Source organism: Mesorhizobium sp. P160927, assembly GCF_057766385.1.
The window spans coordinates 409093-430952 of sequence record NZ_JBYMDW010000001.1 but is presented as its reverse complement, the minus strand read 5'-3'; the positions used below and the strand labels follow the sequence as shown (position 1 = coordinate 430952).

The window sequence follows — 21860 nt, the reverse complement described above, 5'->3', positions numbered from 1 at the left end:
TGGCGGGTGCGGCAAAATCCGGCAGACAGTGGATGGCATGCCCGGTGTCCGTGGCGGCGTGGAGCGTGATGCGATGAAGATCATGGTGCTGGGCGGTGGCGTCATTGGGGTGACCACGGCCTATTATCTTGCCGAGGCCGGCCATGAGGTGACTGTGATCGACCGCCAGAAAGGGCCGGGGCTGGAAACCAGCTTCGCCAATGCCGGTGAGATTTCGCCCGGCTATGCCTCGCCCTGGGCCGGCCCGGGCATTCCGCTCAAGGCGATCAAGTGGCTCTTGATGAAGCATGGCCCGCTGGTGGTGCGGCCGGCGTTCGACCCGCACATGTGGACCTGGCTGGTCAAGATGCTGCGCAACTGCACCGCCGAGCGCTACGCGATCAACAAATCGCGCATGGTGCCGCTGGCCGAATACAGCCGTGACACGCTTAAGGCGCTGCGCGAGGCGACCGGCATCGCCTATGACGAGCGGACGCAGGGCACGCTGCAACTGTTTCGCACGCAAAAGCAGCTCGACGGCACATCAGGCGATGTCGAGGTGCTGAAGAAATATGGCGTGCCCTATGAGGTCCTTGATCCCGACGGCTGCATCGCGGCGGAACCGGCGCTGGCCGGGGTGCGCGAGAAATTCGTCGGAGGCCTGAGGCTGCCGCATGACGAGACCGGCGACTGCAAGATGTTCACCGACAGGCTGGCCGAGCTCTGCGTGGCGCGCGGCGTCAAGTTCGAATACGACACGACGATATGGCGCGTCATCCGCAGCCGCAACCGCGTCAACAGTATGAGCACCAGCAAGGGCTGGCTGACCGCCGACGCCTATGTGATGGCGCTGGGCAGCTATTCGGCGGACTTCATGCGCCGGATGAAGCGACCGATCCCGGTCTATCCGGTCAAGGGCTACTCGATCACGGTGCCGATCAAGGACGCCGCCGCCGCACCCGTGTCGACCGTGATGGACGAAACCTACAAGGTCGCGATCACCCGGCTCGGCGATCGCATCCGCGTCGGCGGCACGGCCGAGATTTCCGGATTCGACCTCAGGCTGCATGAATTGCGCCGGCGCACGCTCGAACACTCGGTCGGCGACCTTTTTCCGGGCGCCGGCGCGATGCGGGAGGCAACGTTCTGGTGCGGGCTGCGGCCGATGACGCCGGACGGACCGCCGCTGATCGGCCGCACGGAGCTGTCCAACCTCTATCTCAACACCGGCCACGGAACGCTCGGCTGGACCATGGCCTGCGGCTCGGCCAAGGTGCTTTCCGACATCATCTCGAACCGGGTGCCTGACATCGACGTGCGTGCCTTGGCGCAGGAGCGTTACCTGAAATAGCAGCCGCGCCTTTCGTGCTTGTATCGTTGCCCCGGAACCGGGGCGATATCAGAACGCCTGGCTGACCCACGCCTCGTCGAACAGCAGCCGGTACGCCCACGGGATCGTCACATTGGTGGCGACCGGGTTCGAGTGGGCGAGGTAGTCGTCATAGACCGGCTTCATCCTGGCGTAGAAGGCGGGGTCGAGCACCATCATGCCGTTCTCCGAATCGTGGAAGAAGCTGCGGTTGTTGAGGTTGACCGAGGATATGGCGACCAGCCTTTCATCGATCATCATGATCTTGGAATGCAGGACCACGTCAGGCGCCTTGAACTCGCGGATATTGATACGGTCGCCATATTTCTCGACGAACAGCTTGTTGAGCGCGGTGAGGAACTTGCCGCCGATATCGCCCTTGAGGTCGATGCGGCCGACAATGTCGATCCTGACGCCGCGGGCGAGTGCCCGGTCAAAAGCCTTGGCGAGGCTCGGCGTCGGATTGAGGTAGGGGTTGACGATCTGGATATGGTGCCGGGCGGCATCGACCAGCTCGACGAAATAGGCCTCCAGCGCATGGTCATCCTCATAGGGCACCGAGATGAAATGCCGGGCATTGCCCCGAGGGCCATCTCCGCGGACCGGGATGGAGAAGGGGCGCGCCAGGTTGGTGTCTGCGTCGCGCAGCCATATCGTCGACAGCTGCGCGGCGAGCGTCTCGACCGTCGCCCGGTCGGCGAACTCGATGTCGAAGTCGCTCCAGTTCGAATAGTAGTTCAGCGAAAACCCGTCGGTCTTGCCGTATTGCTCGAGATCCGGATAGCGCGTCAGATCGATCGGCTGGTGGAACAGGAAACCGTCATGGATGTTGCGGCCGCCGATGATGACGCGCGAGCGCGCGGGGTCCTGCGCCAGCGTCGCCAGCATCTTGACATGATGCACCTTGTGCAGTTGTGAAATCTGCTCGTCGATCGGCGCGCCGTGGTCCGCCCGCCAGCGATATTCCTGCAGCTCCACATTGGGGAATTCGGCGGCCAGCCGGTGCAGCATGGCGTCGTCCTTGTCGCGCTCCAGCACGTCGGTGACCGTGATGCGCACCTTGGTGCCAAGCGCTGCATGATGGCGGATCAGCCGTTCGATGACGCGGCCGGAAAAGTCGGCCTTGAATTCCAGCGAGGACAGATAGATCAGCTTCAGCCTCGGCGCCTTCGAGAAATCGAGCGGCAGTTCCGGATCGCCTCTGTCTATTGCCGCATCTGACAGCGGGGCGCCCATTAACGCCTCGACCTTGGCGTTGAAGCCGTCGCGCGACTTGCGCAGCAGCCTGGGCTCGCCGATCGGCATGGCGCAGGTCTGCGACAGCCAGCGGCTGGCATAGAAGGCGCGCTCGAGCGCATCGAGGCCGGCATCGCCGGGGACTGGGCAGCGCTGGTAGCGGCTGTCCAAGCTGGCAAGCGCCGGATCCGCGGTTTCTTCGCGCCGGATGGTGAGCGGTGTACTGGCGGGCGCAAGGCTGGAGCGGATCCTCGCCGTGCACCGGTTCAGGCCGTCGCCCGGGAACAGGCTGACCGAGTCGTCCTCGCCGGAGAGGTGAAAGCCGAATGCCGCGCCGGCGGCGATGGTGCGTGTGGCCGCGCCAGCGCGGAGCGCCAATGCGCCGTCGCAACTGCCTTCGATGTCGGCCGGCTGTTTGCCCGCCTGGCGCACGACGATCTCGGTGCTGTGTGTCTGCAAGCCGGAGAAATCGAAAATCCTTGGGGCCGAGGGCCGCGCCGCCGCATCGATATAGAGCGTCTGCCGCGACACCCGCCAGCGGCCCTCGAAATAACCGTCGCCGCTGCCTCCACCGGCCGGCGGCAGATGAGCGTTGGCGACCGGTCCGGCCAGGTGCTGGAGCGTCGAATAGGTCGCCTGGAAATCGCGGTTCTGGACATCGAGGCGGTTGCGCCCGAAGGGGCCGGTGCCGTTGGCACGGTCCATGGCGCCGAGCTGGTTGCGGGCGAGCAGTGCCAGGAACCGTCTTTCATAGTCGCTGCCGCCGTCATTGCCGAAGAACTGCTCAGCCGCGATCCGCGACCCGGGCGTGCCAGCCGACAGCGAGGGCCGCGCGCAAGCCTCCTGCCCAGCCGGGAGCTCGCAGGCATTGCGGCCCGCACCGCAGCCGGCAAGGGCGGCCAACCCGAACAGGGCGAGGATGGCCGTGCTGATGTTCACCCCGCCGCCTCGGTCTTCATGACGCTCAACTGCGCCGGGTCGCGGGGCGGCATGAAACCTTGCGGGAAAACCTTGCAGACAGGGATGGCGAAGGTGGCGATCAGCAGTTCCGCCTCGCTGCGCATCTTGCGCGGCGCCGTCATGTCATCGCGGATCGCCCTCGCGGAGGCGACAAGGGCGCCGTCGCAGTCGCAATGGTTGCGGCGGGCGATGTAGCAGGCGTCATGAGTTCGGCAAACGGCGTCGAGGCGATCGACAGGTCGGGCCGACAGATCGCCGGTGCGGGTGCCGGGACCGCAATAATTGCCGATGACGAAAGGCGAGGGACGCGCCATGGCGAAGCGGATCGGTTTCGGCAATTCGGCTTCCGGGACTTTTGTCCACGGGTTGGCGCATGCGGAAACGAACAGCAGCGGCAGGATGGCAAGAACGGCTCGCATGTCTATCCGCGCCAGCTTTCTGAAAGATGCCCCACCACGACCTGTCCCATGGCCGGCGACCGCACGCCTGATGCCACACTGGTCGGTTTTGTGGCAAGGAAAAGGCGGCGTGCGTGATCCAGGCCCGCGTTATTGTGATGTCGGCACCCTGCCTGAAGGGCGCGAAACCCGCAGGCATTTGAGGGAAATCAGGTAAACAACCCCCGCTCCCGTTCCACCGCCTTGGTGATGAAGCCGGCGACGATCTGGACGCGGCGCAGCGGCCTCACCGATTCGTGATAGACCAGCCAGTAGGCGCGGCGGATGGGCGCGACCACATCGACGGCCACCAACTCCGGCATCGAGCGGGCGACGAAGGTGTGCAGGATGCCGATGCCGGCGCCCGAGCGCACGGCTTCGGCCTGGCCAAGTGCGGAGGAGATGGCAAAGCTGGTCCGCCAATCGGCGCTGAATTCGGCGGCGTAGTCGAGCGACGGGCTGACGATCAGGTCAGGCACATAGCCGATAAGGGTGTGCTGGCCAAGTTCGGCGGCGGTTTTGGGCAGGCCATGCGCGTCGACATAGCCGCGGGAGGCAAACAGGCCGAGCGAGTAGTCGACCAGTTTCCCCGCCACCAGCCGGCCTTCGGTCGGCCGCTCGACGGTTATGGCAATGTCGGCCTCGCGCCGCGACAGGGAGAAGGAGCGCGGCACCGGGACGAGTTGGATGGTGAGTTCGCGGTGCTGGGCGGTGAGTTCGCCCAGCCGCTTGGCCAGGAAGGCGACGCCGAAGCCGTCGGGTGCGCCGATGCGCACGGTTCCGGAAACATCGTCGCCTTCGCCCGATATGGTCGAGCGGGCGGCGATCATGTCGCCTTCCATGCGCTCGGCGATGTCGAGGAAGCGCTCGCCGGCCGGGGTCAGTTCGCTGCCGGTGGTCAGCCGGCGGAAGAGTTTCGTGCGTAACGCGCCTTCAAGGGCCGCGATGCGGCGCGAGACGGTGGCGTGGTTCAGCTCAAGCCGCCTGGCGGCGCCAAGGATCTGGCCGGCCCGCGCCACGGCGAGGAAGATGCGGGCGTCATCCCAGTTCATGGCCTTCCCCTGATAGCGATCCCAGGCGAGTATTTGCGAGAATTGATGCTCACGCGTCAAACGATATCTATTTTACGCACAACGGTTGCGTTCTCCCTCGCGTTGCCATCGGCCAGCCAAAGGCGGACAATGCGACATCACAAACCAGGGAGAGAAATCATGATCGACTACGGTCATTTCATCGGCGGCAAGCGTGTCGCCGGCACCAGCGGCCGCAAGCAGGACGTCATGCAGCCGATGGACGGCACGGTGCGCGGCACGGTGGCGCTGGCCTCGCAGGCGGAATTGCGCGCGGCGGTCGAGAACGCCAAGGCCGCACAGCCCCAATGGGCCGCGACCAATCCGCAGCGCCGCGTGCGCGTGCTGATGAAGTTTCTCGAACTGGTCGCCCGCGACTATGACGAACTGGCCGAGATCCTCGCGCGCGAACATGGCAAGACCATCGCCGACGCCAAGGGCGACATCCAGCGCGGCCTGGAAGTGGTCGAGGTCTGCATCGGCGCTCCGCACATGATGAAGGGCGAGTTCACCGACGGCGCCGGCCCCGGCATCGATGTCTATTCGATGCGCCAGCCGCTCGGCGTCGTCGCCGGCATCACGCCGTTCAATTTCCCGGCGATGATCCCGTTGTGGAAGATCGCGCCGGCGATCGCCTGCGGCAACGCCTTCATCCTGAAGCCTTCGGAGCGTGATCCGGGCGTGCCGATGCGCATTGCCGAACTGTTCATCGAGGCCGGTCTGCCGGCCGGCATCCTCAATGTCGTCAACGGCGACAAGGATGTCGTCGACGCCATCCTCGACGATCCCGACATCAAGGCCATCGGCTTTGTCGGCTCGACGCCGATCGCGCATTACATCTATTCGCGCGGCACGGCGGCCGGCAAGCGCGTGCAGTGCTTCGGCGGCGCCAAGAACCACATGATCATCATGCCCGACGCCGATATGGACCAGACCGTCGACGCGCTGATCGGCGCCGGCTACGGCTCGGCCGGCGAGCGGTGCATGGCTATCTCGGTGGCAGTTCCGGTCGGCAACGACACCGCCAACCGGCTGATGGAAAAGCTGATCCCGCGCGTCGAAAGCCTGAAGGTCGGTCCCTCGACGGATTCGGCAGCGGATTTCGGCCCGCTGGTTACCGCCCAGGCGCTGGAGCGCGTCAAGGGTTACGTTGACACCGGTGTCAAGGAAGGCGCCAAGCTTGTCGTCGACGGTCGCGGCTTCAAGATGCAGGGCTATGAGGACGGCTACTATATGGGCGGTTGCCTGTTCGACAATGTCACGGCCGATATGCGCATCTACAAAGAAGAGATCTTTGGGCCGGTGCTCTCGGTGGTGCGCGCGCCGACCTATGAGAACGCCATCAAGCTCGCCAACGACCATGAGATGGGCAATGGCGTCGCCATCTTCACCCGCGATGGCGACGCCGCGCGCGACTTCGCCAGCCGTGTCCAGGTCGGCATGGTCGGCGTCAACGTACCGATCCCGGTGCCGATCGCCTATTACACTTTCGGCGGCTGGAAGGCATCTTCCTTCGGCGATCTCAACCAGCATGGCCCGGACGCGTTCCGCTTCTACACCAAGACCAAGACGGTGACGTCGCGCTGGCCGTCCGGCATCAAGGACGGCGCCGAGTTCGTTATCCCCACGATGAATTGACCGGACGCTTTTTTATCTGGTCTTCCTCCCTGCAAGGCGGATGAGAAGATCGATTGAACCTGAGGCCTAAGTCTCCGGACTTAGGCCTTTTGTTTTTGCAAACGCTAATGTGATGGAACCGGTGGGGATTGCGCGACTTAGGGCTGCAATCCTGCCGTGGAGGAGGCGCGGCAGACAACCAGGGCGCCGACGGCGGGCCGGTGGCATTGCATCGTCCGGCGCAAGGAGGTGTCAAATGACACGACGTCTTACGGCGACAATGTTCGTTGCGGCGATGGCGATGTGCTTGGGTGCTGCCCAGGCAAATGCAGCTGGGCAATGCGCGGCACGCGCCGATATCGTGAAAGCGCTCGGCGAGAACTTCCACGAAAGCGAAGCCGGGCGCGGCCTGATCAACCCCAATGTGGTCCTCGAGGTCTTCGTTTCGGAACAAGGCAGCTGGACGGTCTTGGCGTCCGACACGAAAGGCCAGAGTTGTATCCTGTCGGTCGGCGAAGGCTGGGACAGCCCGACACTCAAGGCGGCCTTGCCGGGCGCCTGAGCGATTTGCCTTTGCGCTCTTGCAACTAGCGCGTGGCGGCGACCTCGGCATGGCCCCGCAGCAGTGTCATCAGTTTCTTGGCGTCCTTGGCGGCGCCTTCCTCGTCGCCGTCCAGGATCGAGCGGATCAATGCAACATGGTGCTCGGCGGATTCCGCCAGCCCGGTGTCGGCCTTGTAGCGGAACCAGAAGCGGCGACTGTGGGTCTGCAGCGGGGCGGCCAACCGGGCGGCGAACGGGTTGTCGGCGGCCAGCGCCAGCGCCTCGTCGAGCGCCTTGTCGGCCTGGATGAAGGCGAGCACATTGCCTGATATCACTGCTTTCTGCATGGCGAGCGCCGCCTCGTGGAACATGTCGGCGGCCTCGCGGGTGACGAAGCGTGCGGCCGAACGGGCGAGCACCACCTCGACGCCGCGCCTTGCGTCGAGCACACGCAGCCAGTCGCCGGGGTGCAGTGGCGCGATCGCGATGCCGGCGCGGGGCCTGACATCGAGCAATCCCTCCCAGGCCAGCCGCTGGATCGCCTCGCGCACCGGCGTGCGGCCGAGCGCCAGCCGCTCGATCAGGGAACCCTCGGTGACAAAACTCGCCGGGGCCAGTTCGAGCGTGACGATCATGTGTTCGAGGACGCGATAGGCCCTGGTCGCCGCGGGTTCGGACACGGTGCTTGCTTCCATGGATATCAAAGGTGCTCTCCTGATATATCTAGAATATATCATAACAAATTCCGTATTGACAGCAGCTTTCCTAACAGATATACGGCTGATATATCAGATGGAGAGATAGCCATGTGGACCGGAGTTTTCCCCGCCGTCACGACCAAATTCACCGCCGACGATCGGCTCGACCACGCCGAGATGGAGCGCTGCTTCGGCCTGCAAATGGATGCCGGCTGCGATGGCATCATTGTCTGCGGCTCGCTCGGCGAGGGACCGATGCTGTCACCTGACGAGAAGATCGAGGTGCTGAAGACCGCGCAGAAGATCGCTGGCAAGAAGCCGGTGCTGCTGACGGTCAACGAGGCTGGCACTCGCGAGGCGGCCAGCATCGCCAAGCGCGCCGCCAAGGAAGGCGCCAATGGCCTGATGGTGGTGCCGAGCCCGATCTACCACACCAACGCGGAAGAGACGGTGGCGGCGCTGCGCGCGGTGGCGGAAGCCGGCGACGTGCCGGTCATGATCTATTCCAACCGGCTCGCCTACCGCGTAGATGTAAGCGTCGACCAGATGGAGGAGCTGGCATCGGACAAGCGCTTCGTCGCCATCAAGGAATCCTCCGACGACATCCGCCGCTCGACAGAGATCATCAACCGCCTGGGCAGCCGCTATGACCTGTTCACCGGCGTGGACAATCTGGCCTTCGAGGCGCTGTCCGTGGGTGCCATCGGCTGGGTGGCCGGTCTGGTCACCGCCTTCCCGCGCGAGACCGTCGCCATCTACCAGCTGATGAAGCAGGGACGTCGCGAAGAGGCGCTCGCCATCTACCGCTGGTTCCGGCCGCTGCTCGACCTCGATGTCTCGACCTATCTGGTGCAGAACATCAAGCTTGCCGAAGTGTTCGCAATCAACACCAATGACCGCGTGCGCATGCCGCGCATGCCGCTGTCGGGCGAACGCCGCAAAGCGGTCGAGAAGATCATCAAGGATGCGCTGGCGGCGCGGCCGACACTGCCGCGGTTCTAAAGAGGGTTCTCTTCTCCGTTCACGGGGAGAAGATGGCGGCAGCCAGATGAGAGGCAGCGCCCAGGTGCAAGGAAAGTCCAAATCGACAGACGAGGGGCGGCGCTCCTCATCCGCCCTTCGGGCACCTTCTCCCCGTGAACGAGGAGAAGGGAGAGACATCGCCATCATCGGCGGCGGCATCATCGGCATTTGCGCTGCTGCCTTCCTTGCCGAGGCAGGACTGGACGTCACGGTCTTCGACCGCACGGGCATCTGCGAGGAGACGAGCTCCGGCAACGCCGCCGCCTTTGCCTTCTCCGACGTGCTGCCGCTGGCGCACAAGGGAATGATCCGGCAGCTGCCAAAATGGCTCGCCGATCCACTCGGCCCGCTCAGCATTCCGCCCGCCTACCTGCCGAAGCTGCTGCCCTGGCTGATCCGATTCTGGCGCGCCGGCGCGCCTGGGAAATACGAAGCGAGCCTGACGGCGCAGGCCGGCATGATGAAGCTTGCCGAGGCCGAATGGATGGATCTGCTCGATCGCTCAGGCACCCGGCCGATGCTGCGCGAGGACGGTTCGCTCGAACTTTACGAAGGCAAGGCCGAGTTCCGCGCCTCGCTGTCGGGCTGGGCGGCGCGCGAGCGCTTCGGCATCGGCTTCCGCCATGTCGAGGGCGAGGACCTGGCGGACCTGCAGCCGGGGCTGTCACCGCGCTTCGTCAAAGGCACTTTCGTCCCTGGATGGAAGACGGTCGCCGATCCAAAACTGCTCGGCAAGGCGGTGTGGGCGTACGCGCAGTCCAAGGGGGCCCGCTTCGAGATGGCCCGCATCGACCGCATCGCGGCGGATCAGGATGGCCCGACACTGACACTGGCCGACGGCACGAGCAGGCAAGCCGGACACATAATCATTGCCGCGGGCGCCTGGTCGCACCTGCTGGCGCGGCAGCTCGGCGATCGCATTCCGCTGGAGACCGAACGCGGCTACAACACGACGCTGCCGACGAGCGCCTTCGACGTGAGGCGACAGTTGATCTTTTCCGGCCATGGCTTCGTCATCACCCCGCTCGAAACCGGCCTGCGTGTCGGCGGTGCCGTGGAACTCGGCGGCATCGAGCGGCCGCCCAATTTCAACAGGTCGAAAGCGCTCTTGCGGAAGGCGCGGGAATTCCTGCCGGGGCTCGATCCCTCGGGCGGGCGCGAATGGATGGGGTTCCGGCCCTCGCTGCCGGATTCGGTGCCCGTCGTCGGCAAGGCGGCGCGAAGCCGGTCGGTGATCTACGCCTTCGGCCACGGCCACCTCGGCCTGACGCAGGCCGCGGCAACCGGGCGGTTGATCAGGGAATTCGTTCTGGGGCAGACTTCGTCCGTTGATCTGGCCCCCTTCAGTCCACAACGGTTTTGATCTCAAGGAGCGACATGGCCAAGAAATCCTTCTTCTGCATCGACGGCCACACCTGCGGCAATCCGGTGCGGCTGGTCGCCGGCGGCGGCCCTTTGCTGCAGGGCTCGACCATGATGGAGCGACGGGCGCATTTCTTGGCCGAATACGACTGGATCCGCACTGGCCTGATGTTCGAACCGCGCGGCCATGACGTGATGTCAGGCTCGATCCTCTACCCGCCGACGCGCGAGGATTGCGACATCGCCATCCTGTTCATCGAGACGTCCGGCTGCCTGCCGATGTGCGGCCACGGCACCATCGGCACGGTGACGATGGCGATCGAGCACGGGCTGATCAAGCCGAAGACGCCGGGTGTGCTCAGGCTAGACACGCCGGCCGGGCTGGTCATCGCCGAGTACAAGCAGGTCGGCGAATATGTCGAGGAAGTACGCATCACCAACGTGCCCTCCTTCCTGCACGCCGAAGGGTTGACGGTCGAATGTCCAAGTCTCGGCGAGATCACCGTCGATGTCGCCTATGGCGGCAATTTCTACGCCATCGTGGAGCCGCAGGCGAACTATCGCGATATGGCCGACTATTCCGCCGGCGACTTCATCGCCTGGAGCCCGGTGGTGCGGCAGCGGCTCAACGAGAAGTATTCCTTCGTGCATCCGGAGAATCCCGGGATCACCGGGTTATCGCACATGCTGTGGACCGGCAAGCCGACGGTTGAGGGAGCCGATGCCCGCAATGCCGTCTTCTACGGCGACAAGGCGATCGACCGCTCTCCATGCGGCACCGGCACCTCGGCGCGCATGGCGCAGCTCCATGCCAAGGGCAAGCTCAAGGCGGGGGATGCGTTTGTCCATGAATTGATCATCGGCTCGCTGTTCAAGGGCAAGGTTGAAAAGGACGTCACGGTCGCCGGTAAGCCGGCGATCATCCCTTCGATCGGCGGCTGGGCCCGCATGACTGGACTGAACACGATCTTCATCGACGACCGCGATCCGTTCGCGCATGGTTTCGTGGTCAAGTAGGAGAATCCTGACGCTGCGGAAAGGAGCGTGACGAAAAACGAAACGTGTCAGGAACGCAACGATTCCTCTCATCACCTAATCTTGACGGTGATTTCTTCGAAAGCGAGCGCACGATGCGGCTCAATCGTCAAAGACATTGCGTTATGCCAATGATAGGGTCCGCGATAGTCCAGGGGCTGGGTGCGAAAACGGGCGATCGGGAAGACGTGACTTGCGAACACGCGGGGCGGTCAAAAAAATCACGTTGCAATCCGGGCTCGAAACTTTACGACTAGGGGAAATACGAAAAGGAATGCGTCTGCATGGGCGACATTCCAGGGGAGCCATGTACACATGCAGTACTTTGTCCAGCAGCTTATCAACGGGCTGACGCTGGGATCGATATATGGGCTGATCGCGATCGGCTACACGATGGTCTACGGCATTATCGGCATGATCAATTTCGCCCATGGCGACATCTTCATGGTGGGCGCTTTCTCGGCGCTGATCGTCTTCCTCATCCTCGGCGCGCTGTTTTATTCGGTACCCGTGGTCATCGCGCTGCTGGTCATGATGATCGTGGCGATGCTGCTCACCAGCCTCTACAACTGGACGATCGAGAAAGTGGCCTACCGGCCGCTGCGCGGTTCGTTCCGGCTGGCGCCGCTGATCACCGCCATCGGCATGTCGATCGCGCTGTCGAACTTCGTCCAGGTGACGCAAGGCCCGCGCAACAAGCCGATCCCGCCGATGGTCAGCCAAGTCTACAACATCAACGGCGTCAGCGTGTCGCTTAAGCAGATCATCATCGTCATCGTCACCGCTTTGCTGTTGGCGCTGTTCTGGTACTTGGTCAACAAGACCTCGCTTGGCCGGGCGCAACGCGCCTGCGAGCAGGACCGCAAGATGGCCGCACTGCTGGGCATCGACGTCGACCGCACCATCTCGATCACTTTCATCATGGGCGCCGCTCTTGCCGCCGTCGCCGGCACGCTGTTCTTGATGTACTACGGCGTCATCGCCTTCTCGGACGGCTTTACCCCCGGGGTCAAGGCATTCACGGCGGCGGTTCTCGGCGGCATCGGTTCATTGCCAGGTGCGGTGCTGGGCGGCCTCCTGATCGGCTTCATCGAGAGCATGTGGTCGGCCTATTTCTCGATCGACTACAAGGACGTCGCCGCGTTCTCGATCCTGGCAATCGTGCTGATCTTCCTGCCTTCCGGCATATTGGGCCGGCCAGAAGTCGAAAAGGTCTGAGACCATGGCCGTGACCGTATCTCCAGAGCGCGACACTGTCGCCAGCCCCATGCAGCGCGCGCTGCGCGAGGGCTTCTATGCCGGCGCCATCTCGCTTGGCCTGTTCGTGCTGTTCATCGGCCTCAAGACCGACCAGAACATCTCCAACGAACTGGTCTTGGTGAAGCGCTGGGGCCTCTTGGCCGCCGTGGTGATCGCCACGGCTGTCGGGCGTTTCCTTTATGTCGCCTATGGTCAGCCCTTCATGGCCAACCAGAAGATCGCCGATGTCGCCACCGGCCTGTTGCCGGCCAGCGCGGCGTCGCGCTTCTTCCTGTTGCCGGCGTTTGTCGTGGCGATCATCGCGGTGGTGCTGCTGTTCGTGTTCAACGGCTCGCTTGCCGGATGGGTCGGAGCAGAGGCGGCCGGCTACCTGCAGTTCCTGCGCGCGCTCGCAATCATCTATGCGCTGGCCTGTGTGATCTACTATTTCCGCGGCTTCATCCACGCCAACTTCACCAAGCTCGGCATTGCCGCGCTGGTGCTCTATCCGATCCTTGTCGTCGTCGTGCTGTCGCTGATGTCGTGGTCGGTCGCCACCGGACTGCAGGGCTCGCTGAAATGGGTCGACAATTTCGGCATCCAGATCCTGATCTACGTGATGCTGGCCTGGGGGCTGAACATCGTCGTAGGCCTCGCCGGCCTGCTTGATCTCGGCTACGTCGCCTTCTACGCCGTCGGCGCCTATGCCTATGCGCTGCTTGGCACAACCTACGGCCTGTCGTTCTGGATACTGCTTCCGGCGGCTGGCGCCATGGCCGCCTTCTGGGGCGTGCTGCTCGGCTTTCCGGTGCTGCGCCTGCGCGGCGATTACCTGGCGATCGTTACCCTTGCCTTCGGTGAGATCATCCGGCTGGTGCTGATCAACTGGCGCGATGTGACCAACGGTTCGGCCGGTATCTCCGGCATTCCGAAGGTCACCTTTTTCGGCCTGATGACCTTCAACGTCTCGGACCCCAACTACATCGCCAAGGTCCTGCACCTCGCGACCTCGAGCGCCTACTACAAGATATTCCTCTATTACCTGATCCTGGCGCTTTGCATGCTCACCGCCTTCGTCACCATCAGGCTGAGGCGCATGCCCGTGGGGCGCGCCTGGGAAGCGCTGCGCGAGGACGAGATCGCCTGCCGCTCGCTCGGCATCAACACCACCACGACCAAGCTGACGGCGTTTGCCACGGGTGCCATGTTCGGCGGTTTTGCCGGGGCGTTCTTCGCCGCGCGGCAGGGTTTCGTCAGCCCGGAATCCTTCGTCTTCCTGGAATCGGCCATCATCCTGGCCATCGTCGTCCTTGGCGGCATGGGGTCGCTGGTCGGCATCGCCGTCGCCGCCATGGTGATGATCGGCGGCACCGAGGCGCTGCGCGAGCTCGACTTCCTCAAGCAGGTCTTCGGGCAAGATTTCACCCCCGAACTCTACCGCATGCTCCTGTTTGGCATGGCCATGGTCATCGTCATGCTGTGGAAGCCGCGCGGCTTTGTCGGCAGTCGTGAACCGACAGCCTTCCTCAAGGAGCGCAGGGCTGTCTCAAGCTCCTTCACCAAGGAGGGTCACGGCTGATGAATGCGAACGCACAAATGAACGACTCCATCCTGCAGGTCGATCATCTGTCGATGAAGTTCGGCGGCCTGGTCGCCATCGGCGACCTGTCCTTCACCGCCAGGCGCGGCGAAATCACCGCGCTGATCGGCCCCAACGGCGCCGGCAAGACCACCGTGTTCAATTGCATCACCGGCTTCTACAAGCCGTCGGAAGGCATGATCACGCTCAACCGGGCCGATGGCTCCAGCTACCTGCTGGAACGGCTGCCCAACCATGAGATCCCGGCGCGCGCCAAGGTGGCGCGCACCTTCCAGAACATCCGCCTGTTCTCGGGCATGACGCTGCTGGAGAACCTGCTCGTCGCCCAGCACAACAAGCTGATGAAGGCATCCGGGTATACGATCCTGGGCCTGTTCGGCTTCAGCGGCTACCGCAAGGCCTCGGCCGAATCGGTGGAGCTTGCCAAGCACTGGCTGGAAAAGGCCGATCTCGTCGATCGAGCCGACGATCCGGCCGGCGACCTGCCCTACGGCGCACAGCGGCGGCTCGAGATCGCGCGCGCCATGTGCACCGGTCCCGAGCTTCTGTGCCTCGACGAACCCGCGGCCGGTCTCAACCCGAAGGAATCGGCGGCTCTCAACGAACTGCTGATGGGGATCAAGCACACGACTGGCACCTCGATCCTCCTGATCGAGCACGACATGTCGGTGGTCATGCAGATCTCCGACCATGTCGTGGTGCTGGAATATGGCCGCAAGATCTCCGACGGCAATCCGCAGTCGGTGCGCACCGACCCGCGTGTCATCGCTGCCTATCTTGGCGTCGACGACGAGGAAGTCGAGACCGTACTTACCGAAGTCGGCGACGAGGACGTCATCGAACAGCTCGACATCGGTCCCGACTCCGCGCATGGCCCGGGGACATCATCCTCGTATCTGGCCGGGCCGGTGAGCGACACCGTCGGCCATAGCCAAGGCGAACGCGTAACCGTGTCGAAAGGCGCCTCGAAGGCAGCGCAGGTCGATGCCCGCGCCGCCAGCGTGGCAAGCAGGCCTGTCGCCCCGACACCGGCACAGGCCAAGCCCGCCGCGAAGAAAGCGGCGCCAAGGAAGACGGCCGCCAAGGCGCCCGCCGCGAAGGCCGAAGGCCTTTCGAACCGGCTCGCTGCCCCCCGTGGCGGCAAGGCCGACAATCTGACCCGCATCAAGGGCATCGGCACGGTCAACGAGAAGAAGCTCAACGAACACGGCATCTTCCACTTCGACCAGATCGGCGCCTGGAAGAAGGCGGACGTCGAAGCGGTCGAGGCCTATCTCGCCTTTGACGGACGCATAGCGCGCGAGGAGTGGGTCAAGCAGGCTAAGCTGCTCGGCCAAGGCAAGGATACGGAATTCTCACGCCGCGTCGATGCAGGCAAGGTGGCGACCAGTCATGTTTCCGGCAAAGCCAAGGCGAGCACAGCCAAGCCCGTTCAGGGCAAGCGTGGAGGGGGCAAGTGATGGCCACGACAACGCTGCTCGATATCAAGGGCGTGGAGACCTATTACGGCAACATCCGTGCGCTGAACGGCGTCAATGTCAGCGTCAAGCAAGGTGAGATCGTGGCGCTGATCGGCGCCAACGGCGCCGGCAAGTCGACGCTGATGATGACCATCTTCGGGGCTCCACGCGCCCGCACGGGCACCATCACTTTCAACGGGACCGATATCACCCAGTTGCCGACACACGAAATCGCGCGCATGCGCATTGCCCAGTCACCCGAGGGCCGGCGCATCTTTCCGCGCATGACGGTGATGGAAAACCTGCAGATGGGCGCCAGCCTCGACAACCTCAAATATTATGGCGAGGACGTCGAGAAGGTGTTCACGCTGTTCCCCAGGCTGAAGGAGCGCATCGCCCAGCGTGGTGGTACGCTGTCGGGCGGCGAACAGCAGATGCTGTCGATCGGACGCGCACTGATGGCGCGGCCGAAACTGCTTCTGCTCGACGAGCCGTCGCTGGGTCTGGCGCCGCTGATCGTCAAGCAGATCTTCGATGCCATCCGCGAGTTGAACCGCACCCAAGGGCTGACCGTGTTCCTGGTCGAGCAGAACGCGTTCGGCGCGCTCAAGCTCGCCACGCGCGGCTATGTCATGGTCAACGGCAATGTGACGATGAGCGGCACCGGCAAGGAGCTGCTCGCCAATCCGGAAGTGCGCGCCGCCTATCTCGAAGGCGGACATCACTGAGTTCAGGAGACTTCCCATGCAAGGCATTCTCTACGAGGAACCGTCGATCTGGCAGTTCTTCTTCGTCACTTGCCTGCTCGGCGGATGGGCGGCATGGATGACCGGCAAGGCCAGTGCCCAGACATGGCGCAGCTTCATCCAGCTGTTTGCCTATCTGCTCGGGCTCGGCATCGGCATCCGCTTCATCCATCACGCGCTGTTCGACGGCACGATGTTCTCGCTGCATTACTATATCGTCGACACCGTCGTGCTGATGATACTAGGCTTCGTCGGCTATCAATACACACGAACCAACCAGATGGTCACACAGTATAATTGGCTCTACGAAAGAGCTTCAATCTTGAGCTGGAAATCGAAAGGTTGACGTTCATCATTAACGCCGCGTCAGGGATGAATCGGCGTGACAAGTGCCTGAAAATCGGCAAACTATGCTTTCTGCGATAAGGGTGGGCATCGCATGAAAGCTTCATCCACGCCCACTCCGTTAATGGGAGCGTTTAAATGAAAAAGTCACTCTTGTCCGCCGTGGCCCTGACCGCGCTAGTCGCGTTCGGCGGCAACGCGTGGGCTGATGTAATGTTCGGCGTTGCCGGCCCGATCACCGGCCCGAACGCTGCCTTCGGCGCACAGCTGCAGAAGGGCGCCGAAGCGGCCGTCGCCGATATCAATGCCAAGGGCGGCATCAATGGCGAGCAGATCAAGCTCGAAGTCGGCGACGACGTCTCTGATCCGAAGCAGGGCATCTCGGTCGCCAACAAGTTCGTCGGCGACGGCGTCAAGTTCGTGATCGGCCACTTCAACTCCGGCGTGTCGATCCCGGCCTCCGAGGTCTACGCGGAAAACAATATCGTCGAAATCACCCCGGCCGCAACCAACCCGAAGTTCACAGAGCGCGGCCTGTGGAATGTGTTCCGTACCTGCGGACGCGACGACCAGCAAGGCAGCATCGCCGGCGCCTATATCGCGGCTAACTTCAAGGATGCCAAGGTTGCCGTGATCCATGACAAGACCCCTTATGGCCAGGGCCTCGCGGACGAAACCAAGAAGGCGATGAACGCCGCGGGCGTCAAGGAAGTGATGTATGAAGGCGTCAATGTCGGCGACAAGGACTTCTCGGCGCTGATCGCCAAGATGAAGGAAGCCGGCGTCACGTTGATCTACTGGGGAGGTCTGCACACCGAAGCCGGCCTGATCATCCGTCAATCGGCGGACCAGGGCCTCAAGGCCCCGATGATGTCGGGTGACGGCATCGTGACGGACGAACTCGCCGCCATTGCGGGCGACGCCGTCGCCGGCACCCTCAACACGTTCGGCCCCGACCCGCGTCTGATCCCGGCCAATAAGGAACTCGTCGAGAAGTTCCGCGCGCAGGGTTTCGAGCCGGAAGCCTACACGCTCTACGCCTATGCCGCCGTGCAGGTGGTCGCCGAGGCGGCCGCTGCCGCCAAGACGAACGATCCGCAGGCAGTCGCCAAGGCGATGCATGAAAGCGGACCGTTCCCGACCGTTCTGGGCGATCTCGCCTATGACGCCAAGGGCGATCCGAAGCTGCCAGGCTACATCATGTACGAATGGAAGAAGAAGGACGACGGGAAGTATTCCTGGTTCCCGAAGTCGTAATTCATTCGGATACGAAACCAACGATGCCCGGCGCCTCGCGCCGGGCATTTTCTTTGATGCGCGCCGGCAGCCAGGTTGCGTCGTGGGTGAGCCTTCCTTAGCCAGGAAGATCGCATCCAGGATCGAAATTGTCGCCATTGTTCCGTCCGTACGAACTGATGCGTGCGAGTGTTGGCCGGATAATCGATCTAAATCGGTTTAAATGAGCGTCGATTTTGTTTGCACTGCAGCATTTTCCCGCTAATCATTGCCCCGATTTCCTGTTCCTTCCGCTGCTGGAGCCCAGTCCTTGGCCATCACGAAGATACTCGTCGCCAACCGGTCCGAAATCGCCATCCGCGTCTTTCGCGCGGCCAACGAGTTGGGCCTCAAAACCGTGGCGATCTGGGCCGAGGAAGACAAATACTCGCTGCACCGCTTCAAGGCCGATGAGAGCTATCAGGTCGGGCGCGGCCCGCATCTCGGCAAGGACATGGGGCCGATAGAGAGCTATCTGTCGATCGAGGAGGTGATCCGCGTCGCCAGACTTTCGGGCGCCGATGCCATCCACCCCGGCTACGGGCTGCTGTCGGAAAGTCCCGAATTCGCCGAAGCCTGCGCGCAAGCGGGCATCACCTTCATCGGCCCGAAGCCCGACACGATGCGCCGGCTGGGCAACAAGGTCGCCGCGCGCAATCTCGCCATCGAGGTCGGCGTGCCCGTGGTGCCGGCGACCGATCCGTTGCCGGACGACATGGAGGCGGTCAAGGAACTCGCCAAGACGGTCGGTTATCCGGTCATGCTGAAAGCCTCGTGGGGTGGCGGTGGCCGCGGCATGCGCGCCATCCGCTCCGAGGCCGACCTCGCCCGCGAGGTCATGGAAGGCAAGCGCGAGGCGAAGGCCGCCTTCGGCAAGGACGAGGTCTATCTCGAAAAGCTGATCGAGCGCGCCCGCCATGTCGAGGTGCAGGTGCTTGGCGACACGCACGGCAATGCAGTCCACCTGTTCGAGCGCGACTGCTCGATCCAGCGCCGCAACCAGAAGGTCGTCGAGCGCGCGCCGGCGCCCTATCTCAGCGAGAACCTGCGCCAGGAGCTTTGCGGCTACGCGCTGAAGATCGCGCGCGAGACCAGCTATATCGGCGCCGGCACGGTCGAATTCCTGCAGGACGCCGATACCGGCAAGTTCTACTTCATCGAGGTTAATCCGCGCATCCAGGTCGAGCACACCGTCACCGAAATGGTGACCGGCATCGACATCGTGAAGGCGCAGATCCACATCCTCGACGGTTTCGTCATCGGCACGCCGGAATCGGGTGTGCCGGCGCAGAGGGATATCCGGCTGAACGGCCATGCCTTGCAGTGCCGCATCACCACGGAAGATCCCGAACACAATTTCATTCCGGACTACGGCCGCATCACCGCCTATCGCGGCGCCACCGGCTTCGGCATCCGCCTCGATGGCGGCACCGCCTATTCCGGCGCGGTCATCACCCGCTTCTACGATCCGCTGCTGGAGAAGGTCACGGCCTGGGCGCCGACGCCGGCCGAGACGATCGCCCGCATGAACCGCGCTCTGCGCGAGTTCCGCATCCGCGGCGTCGCCACCAACCTCACCTTCCTCGAAGCGATCATCAATCACCCGAACTTCGCCGACAATTCCTATACAACGAGGTTCATCGACACGACGCCGGAGCTGTTCCAGCAGGTCAAGCGCCAGGACCGCGCCACCAAGCTGCTCAACTACCTAGCCGATGTCAGCGTCAACGGCCATCCCGAAACGCGCGGCCGGCCGACGCCAAAGGCCGACGCGGCGGCGCCCGTGGTGCCCTACCTCAACGGCAATGTCCCAAGCGGCAGCAAGCAGAAGCTCGACGTGCTCGGGCCGGAAAAGTTCGCCGCCTGGATGCGCGAGCAGAAGGAAGTGCTGGTCACCGACACGACGATGCGCGACGGCCACCAGTCGCTGCTGGCCACTCGCGTGCGCACGCACGACATTGCCGGCATCGCCGGCACCTATGCGCGCGCCTTGCCGCAGTTGCTGTCGCTCGAATGCTGGGGCGGCGCCACTTTCGACGTCGCCATGCGCTTCCTCACCGAGGATCCATGGGAGCGGTTGTCGCTGGTGCGGGAGGCTGCCCCCAACCTGTTGCTGCAGATGTTGCTGCGCGGCGCCAACGGCGTCGGCTACACCAATTATCCCGACAATGTCGTACAGCATTTCGTCAAGCAGGCGGCGTCGGGCGGCGTCGACTTGTTCCGCGTCTTCGACTGCCTGAACTGGGTCGAGAACATGCGCGTCGCCATGGACGCGGTCGGCGCCGAGGGCAAGCTGATCGAAGCGGCGATGTGCTATACCGGTGACATTCTCGATCCGGCGAGGGCTAAGTACGACCTGAAATATTATGTGGGGCTCGCCAGGGAATTGCAGGCCGCCGGCGCCCATATCATCGCGGTCAAGGACATGGCCGGCCTGTTGAAGCCGAGTGCTGCCCGTGTGCTGTTCAAGGCGCTGCGCGAGGCGACCGACCTGCCGATCCATTTTCATACCCACGACACGTCGGGCCTGTCGGCGGCAACCGTGCTGGCGGCGGTGGAGAGCGGCGTCGACGCGATCGACGCGGCGATGGACGCCTTCTCCGGCAATACGTCGCAGCCTTGCCTAGGCTCGATTGTCGAAGCGCTGAAGGGCACCGAGCGCGATCCGGGCCTCGACCCGCAATGGATCCGCAAGATCTCATTCTACTGGGAAGCCGTTCGCAATCAGTACGCTGCTTTCGAGAGCGACCTGAAAGGCCCGGCTTCCGAGGTCTACCTGCACGAAATGCCGGGCGGGCAGTTCACCAATTTGAAGGAACAGGCGCGTTCGCTGGGGCTCGAGACACGCTGGCACGAAGTGGCGCAGACCTATCACGACGTCAACCTGATGTTCGGTGACATCGTCAAGGTGACGCCGTCCTCCAAGGTCGTGGGCGACATGGCGCTGATGATGGTGAGCCAGGACCTGACAGTCGCCGACGTCGAGAACCCGGGCCGCGACATCGCCTTCCCGGACTCCGTCGTTTCGATGCTGCGCGGCGATCTTGGCCAGTCCCCGGGCGGCTGGCCGCAGGCGCTGCAGAAGAAGGCGCTCAAGGGCGACAAGCCGATCACGGCGCGCCCCGGCTCATTGCTCAAGCCGGCTGACCTTGAGAAGAGCCGCAAGGAGATCGAGGACAAGCTCGAGCGCAAGCTGTCGGAATACGAGTTCGCCTCGTGGCTGATGTATCCGAAGGTGTTTTCCGACTTCGTCGCCGCGCAGGAAACATACGGCCCGGTCAGCGTTCTGCCGACGCCGACCTATTTCTACGGCATGAGATCGGAAGACGAGATCTTCGTCGATATCGAAAGGGGCAAGACCTTGGTCGTGCGCTGCCAGGCGTTCGGCGATGTCGACGACAAGGGCATGGTCACGGTGTTCTTCGAGCTCAACGGCCAGCCCCGGCGCGTGAAGGTGCCCGACCGCGCGCATGGTGCGTCAGCGGCCAAGGCGCGCCGCAAGGCGGAGCCCGGCAACGAGGCGCATGTCGGGGCGCCGATGCCGGGTGTGGTCTCCGCACTTTCGGTCGCCGCCGGCCAGGCCGTCAAGGCTGGCGACGTGCTGCTCTCCATCGAAGCGATGAAGATGGAGACGGCGTTGCACGCCGAGCGCGACGGGACGGTCGCCGAGGTGCTGGTGAAGGCCGGCGACCAGATCGATGCGAAGGATCTCCTGATCGCGTTCAACTGAGAGCTCGCAACGAACGGGCAGGCGTCGGCTTGGCGGCAGGCCTTGGCGAGCTGTTCGATAACGGCTTGACCCGCCGGCCCCGGTCGGGCATCGAACCGCTGAAATTCGCTGCGGCACGTTCCCCGAGTCGCGGCGC

16 protein-coding genes and 1 pseudogene are annotated in these 21860 nt (G+C 63.6%); 13 read left to right on the top strand and 4 right to left on the bottom strand.

The window, feature by feature from the left end; all coding sequences use genetic code 11:
* The first annotated feature begins 73 nt into the window (after positions 1 to 73).
* Positions 74 to 1330: a D-amino acid dehydrogenase gene (locus tag AC3CB8_RS02185; RefSeq protein WP_488377368.1), complete on the top strand. Its 1257-nt coding sequence runs from the start codon at positions 74 to 76 to the stop codon at positions 1328 to 1330.
* 48 nt (positions 1331 to 1378) lie between these two features.
* On the opposite strand, the gene AC3CB8_RS02180 is transcribed toward AC3CB8_RS02185, so the two are convergent.
* From AC3CB8_RS02180 to AC3CB8_RS02170, 3 genes are all read right to left on the bottom strand, one after another.
* Complete coding sequence (locus tag AC3CB8_RS02180; RefSeq protein ID WP_352564026.1) at positions 1379 to 3523, bottom strand: phospholipase D-like domain-containing protein; 2145 nt, start codon at positions 3521 to 3523, stop codon at positions 1379 to 1381.
* The gene (locus tag AC3CB8_RS02175; protein ID WP_023784245.1) at positions 3520 to 3963 is read right to left on the bottom strand and encodes a phospholipase A2 family protein; all 444 of its coding nucleotides are present in this window, start codon (positions 3961 to 3963) and stop codon (positions 3520 to 3522) included. Before AC3CB8_RS02175 ends, AC3CB8_RS02180 begins: the two co-directional genes overlap by 4 nt.
* Before the next feature lie 188 nt (positions 3964 to 4151).
* Positions 4152 to 5033, bottom strand: coding sequence for a LysR family transcriptional regulator (locus AC3CB8_RS02170; RefSeq protein WP_352564027.1), 882 nt, complete (start codon positions 5031 to 5033; stop codon positions 4152 to 4154).
* 159 nt (positions 5034 to 5192) lie between these two features.
* Here AC3CB8_RS02170 and AC3CB8_RS02165 point away from each other — a divergent pair, with 159 nt between their 5' ends.
* Positions 5193 to 6689 (top strand): CoA-acylating methylmalonate-semialdehyde dehydrogenase, encoded by a 1497-nt coding sequence (locus AC3CB8_RS02165; RefSeq protein WP_023771728.1) that lies wholly within the window; start codon positions 5193 to 5195, stop codon positions 6687 to 6689.
* 235 nt (positions 6690 to 6924) lie between these two features.
* The gene (locus tag AC3CB8_RS02160) at positions 6925 to 7230 is read left to right on the top strand and encodes a hypothetical protein (protein WP_023771727.1); all 306 of its coding nucleotides are present in this window, start codon (positions 6925 to 6927) and stop codon (positions 7228 to 7230) included.
* 25 nt (positions 7231 to 7255) lie between these two features.
* Here AC3CB8_RS02160 and AC3CB8_RS02155 read toward each other — a convergent pair whose 3' ends face one another.
* Positions 7256 to 7948 (bottom strand): GntR family transcriptional regulator, encoded by a 693-nt coding sequence (locus AC3CB8_RS02155; RefSeq protein ID WP_352564028.1) that lies wholly within the window; start codon positions 7946 to 7948, stop codon positions 7256 to 7258.
* A gap of 69 nt (positions 7949 to 8017) precedes the next feature.
* On the opposite strand from AC3CB8_RS02155, the gene AC3CB8_RS02150 reads away from it, so the two are divergent.
* The 10 genes and pseudogenes from AC3CB8_RS02150 to pyc all read left to right on the top strand — a co-directional run bounded on the left by AC3CB8_RS02150 (position 8018) and on the right by pyc (position 21724).
* Complete coding sequence (locus tag AC3CB8_RS02150; RefSeq protein WP_352553227.1) at positions 8018 to 8911, top strand: dihydrodipicolinate synthase family protein; 894 nt, start codon at positions 8018 to 8020, stop codon at positions 8909 to 8911.
* 46 nt (positions 8912 to 8957) lie between these two features.
* Positions 8958 to 10295, top strand: a complete 1338-nt coding sequence (locus AC3CB8_RS02145; RefSeq protein WP_352553229.1) for an NAD(P)/FAD-dependent oxidoreductase — start codon at positions 8958 to 8960, stop codon at positions 10293 to 10295.
* Positions 10296 to 10309: 14 nt separating this feature from the next.
* Positions 10310 to 11311: a 4-hydroxyproline epimerase gene (locus tag AC3CB8_RS02140; RefSeq protein ID WP_488377258.1), complete on the top strand. Its 1002-nt coding sequence runs from the start codon at positions 10310 to 10312 to the stop codon at positions 11309 to 11311.
* Between the two features lie 333 nt (positions 11312 to 11644).
* Entirely contained in the window at positions 11645 to 12547 is a 903-nt protein-coding gene (locus AC3CB8_RS02135) for a branched-chain amino acid ABC transporter permease (protein ID WP_023784250.1), read from the top strand.
* 94 nt (positions 12548 to 12641) lie between these two features.
* Positions 12642 to 14147: pseudogene (livM, locus tag AC3CB8_RS02130) on the top strand (high-affinity branched-chain amino acid ABC transporter permease LivM); the annotation flags it as partial.
* Positions 14147 to 15628, top strand: a complete 1482-nt coding sequence (locus tag AC3CB8_RS02125) for an ATP-binding cassette domain-containing protein (RefSeq protein ID WP_352564030.1) — start codon at positions 14147 to 14149, stop codon at positions 15626 to 15628. The pseudogene livM and the gene AC3CB8_RS02125, both read left to right, overlap by 1 nt.
* Positions 15628 to 16356: an ABC transporter ATP-binding protein gene (locus AC3CB8_RS02120; RefSeq protein ID WP_015315220.1), complete on the top strand. Its 729-nt coding sequence runs from the start codon at positions 15628 to 15630 to the stop codon at positions 16354 to 16356. Before AC3CB8_RS02125 ends, AC3CB8_RS02120 begins: the two co-directional genes overlap by 1 nt.
* 16 nt (positions 16357 to 16372) lie before the next feature.
* Positions 16373 to 16720, top strand: a complete 348-nt coding sequence (locus tag AC3CB8_RS02115) for a DUF6867 family protein (RefSeq protein ID WP_023771719.1) — start codon at positions 16373 to 16375, stop codon at positions 16718 to 16720.
* A 137-nt stretch (positions 16721 to 16857) separates the two neighbouring features.
* Positions 16858 to 17976: a branched-chain amino acid ABC transporter substrate-binding protein gene (locus AC3CB8_RS02110; RefSeq protein ID WP_023771718.1), complete on the top strand. Its 1119-nt coding sequence runs from the start codon at positions 16858 to 16860 to the stop codon at positions 17974 to 17976.
* 289 nt (positions 17977 to 18265) lie between these two features.
* Complete coding sequence (gene pyc, locus AC3CB8_RS02105; protein WP_352564031.1) at positions 18266 to 21724, top strand: pyruvate carboxylase; 3459 nt, start codon at positions 18266 to 18268, stop codon at positions 21722 to 21724.
* Positions 21725 to 21860: the final 136 nt, after the last annotated feature.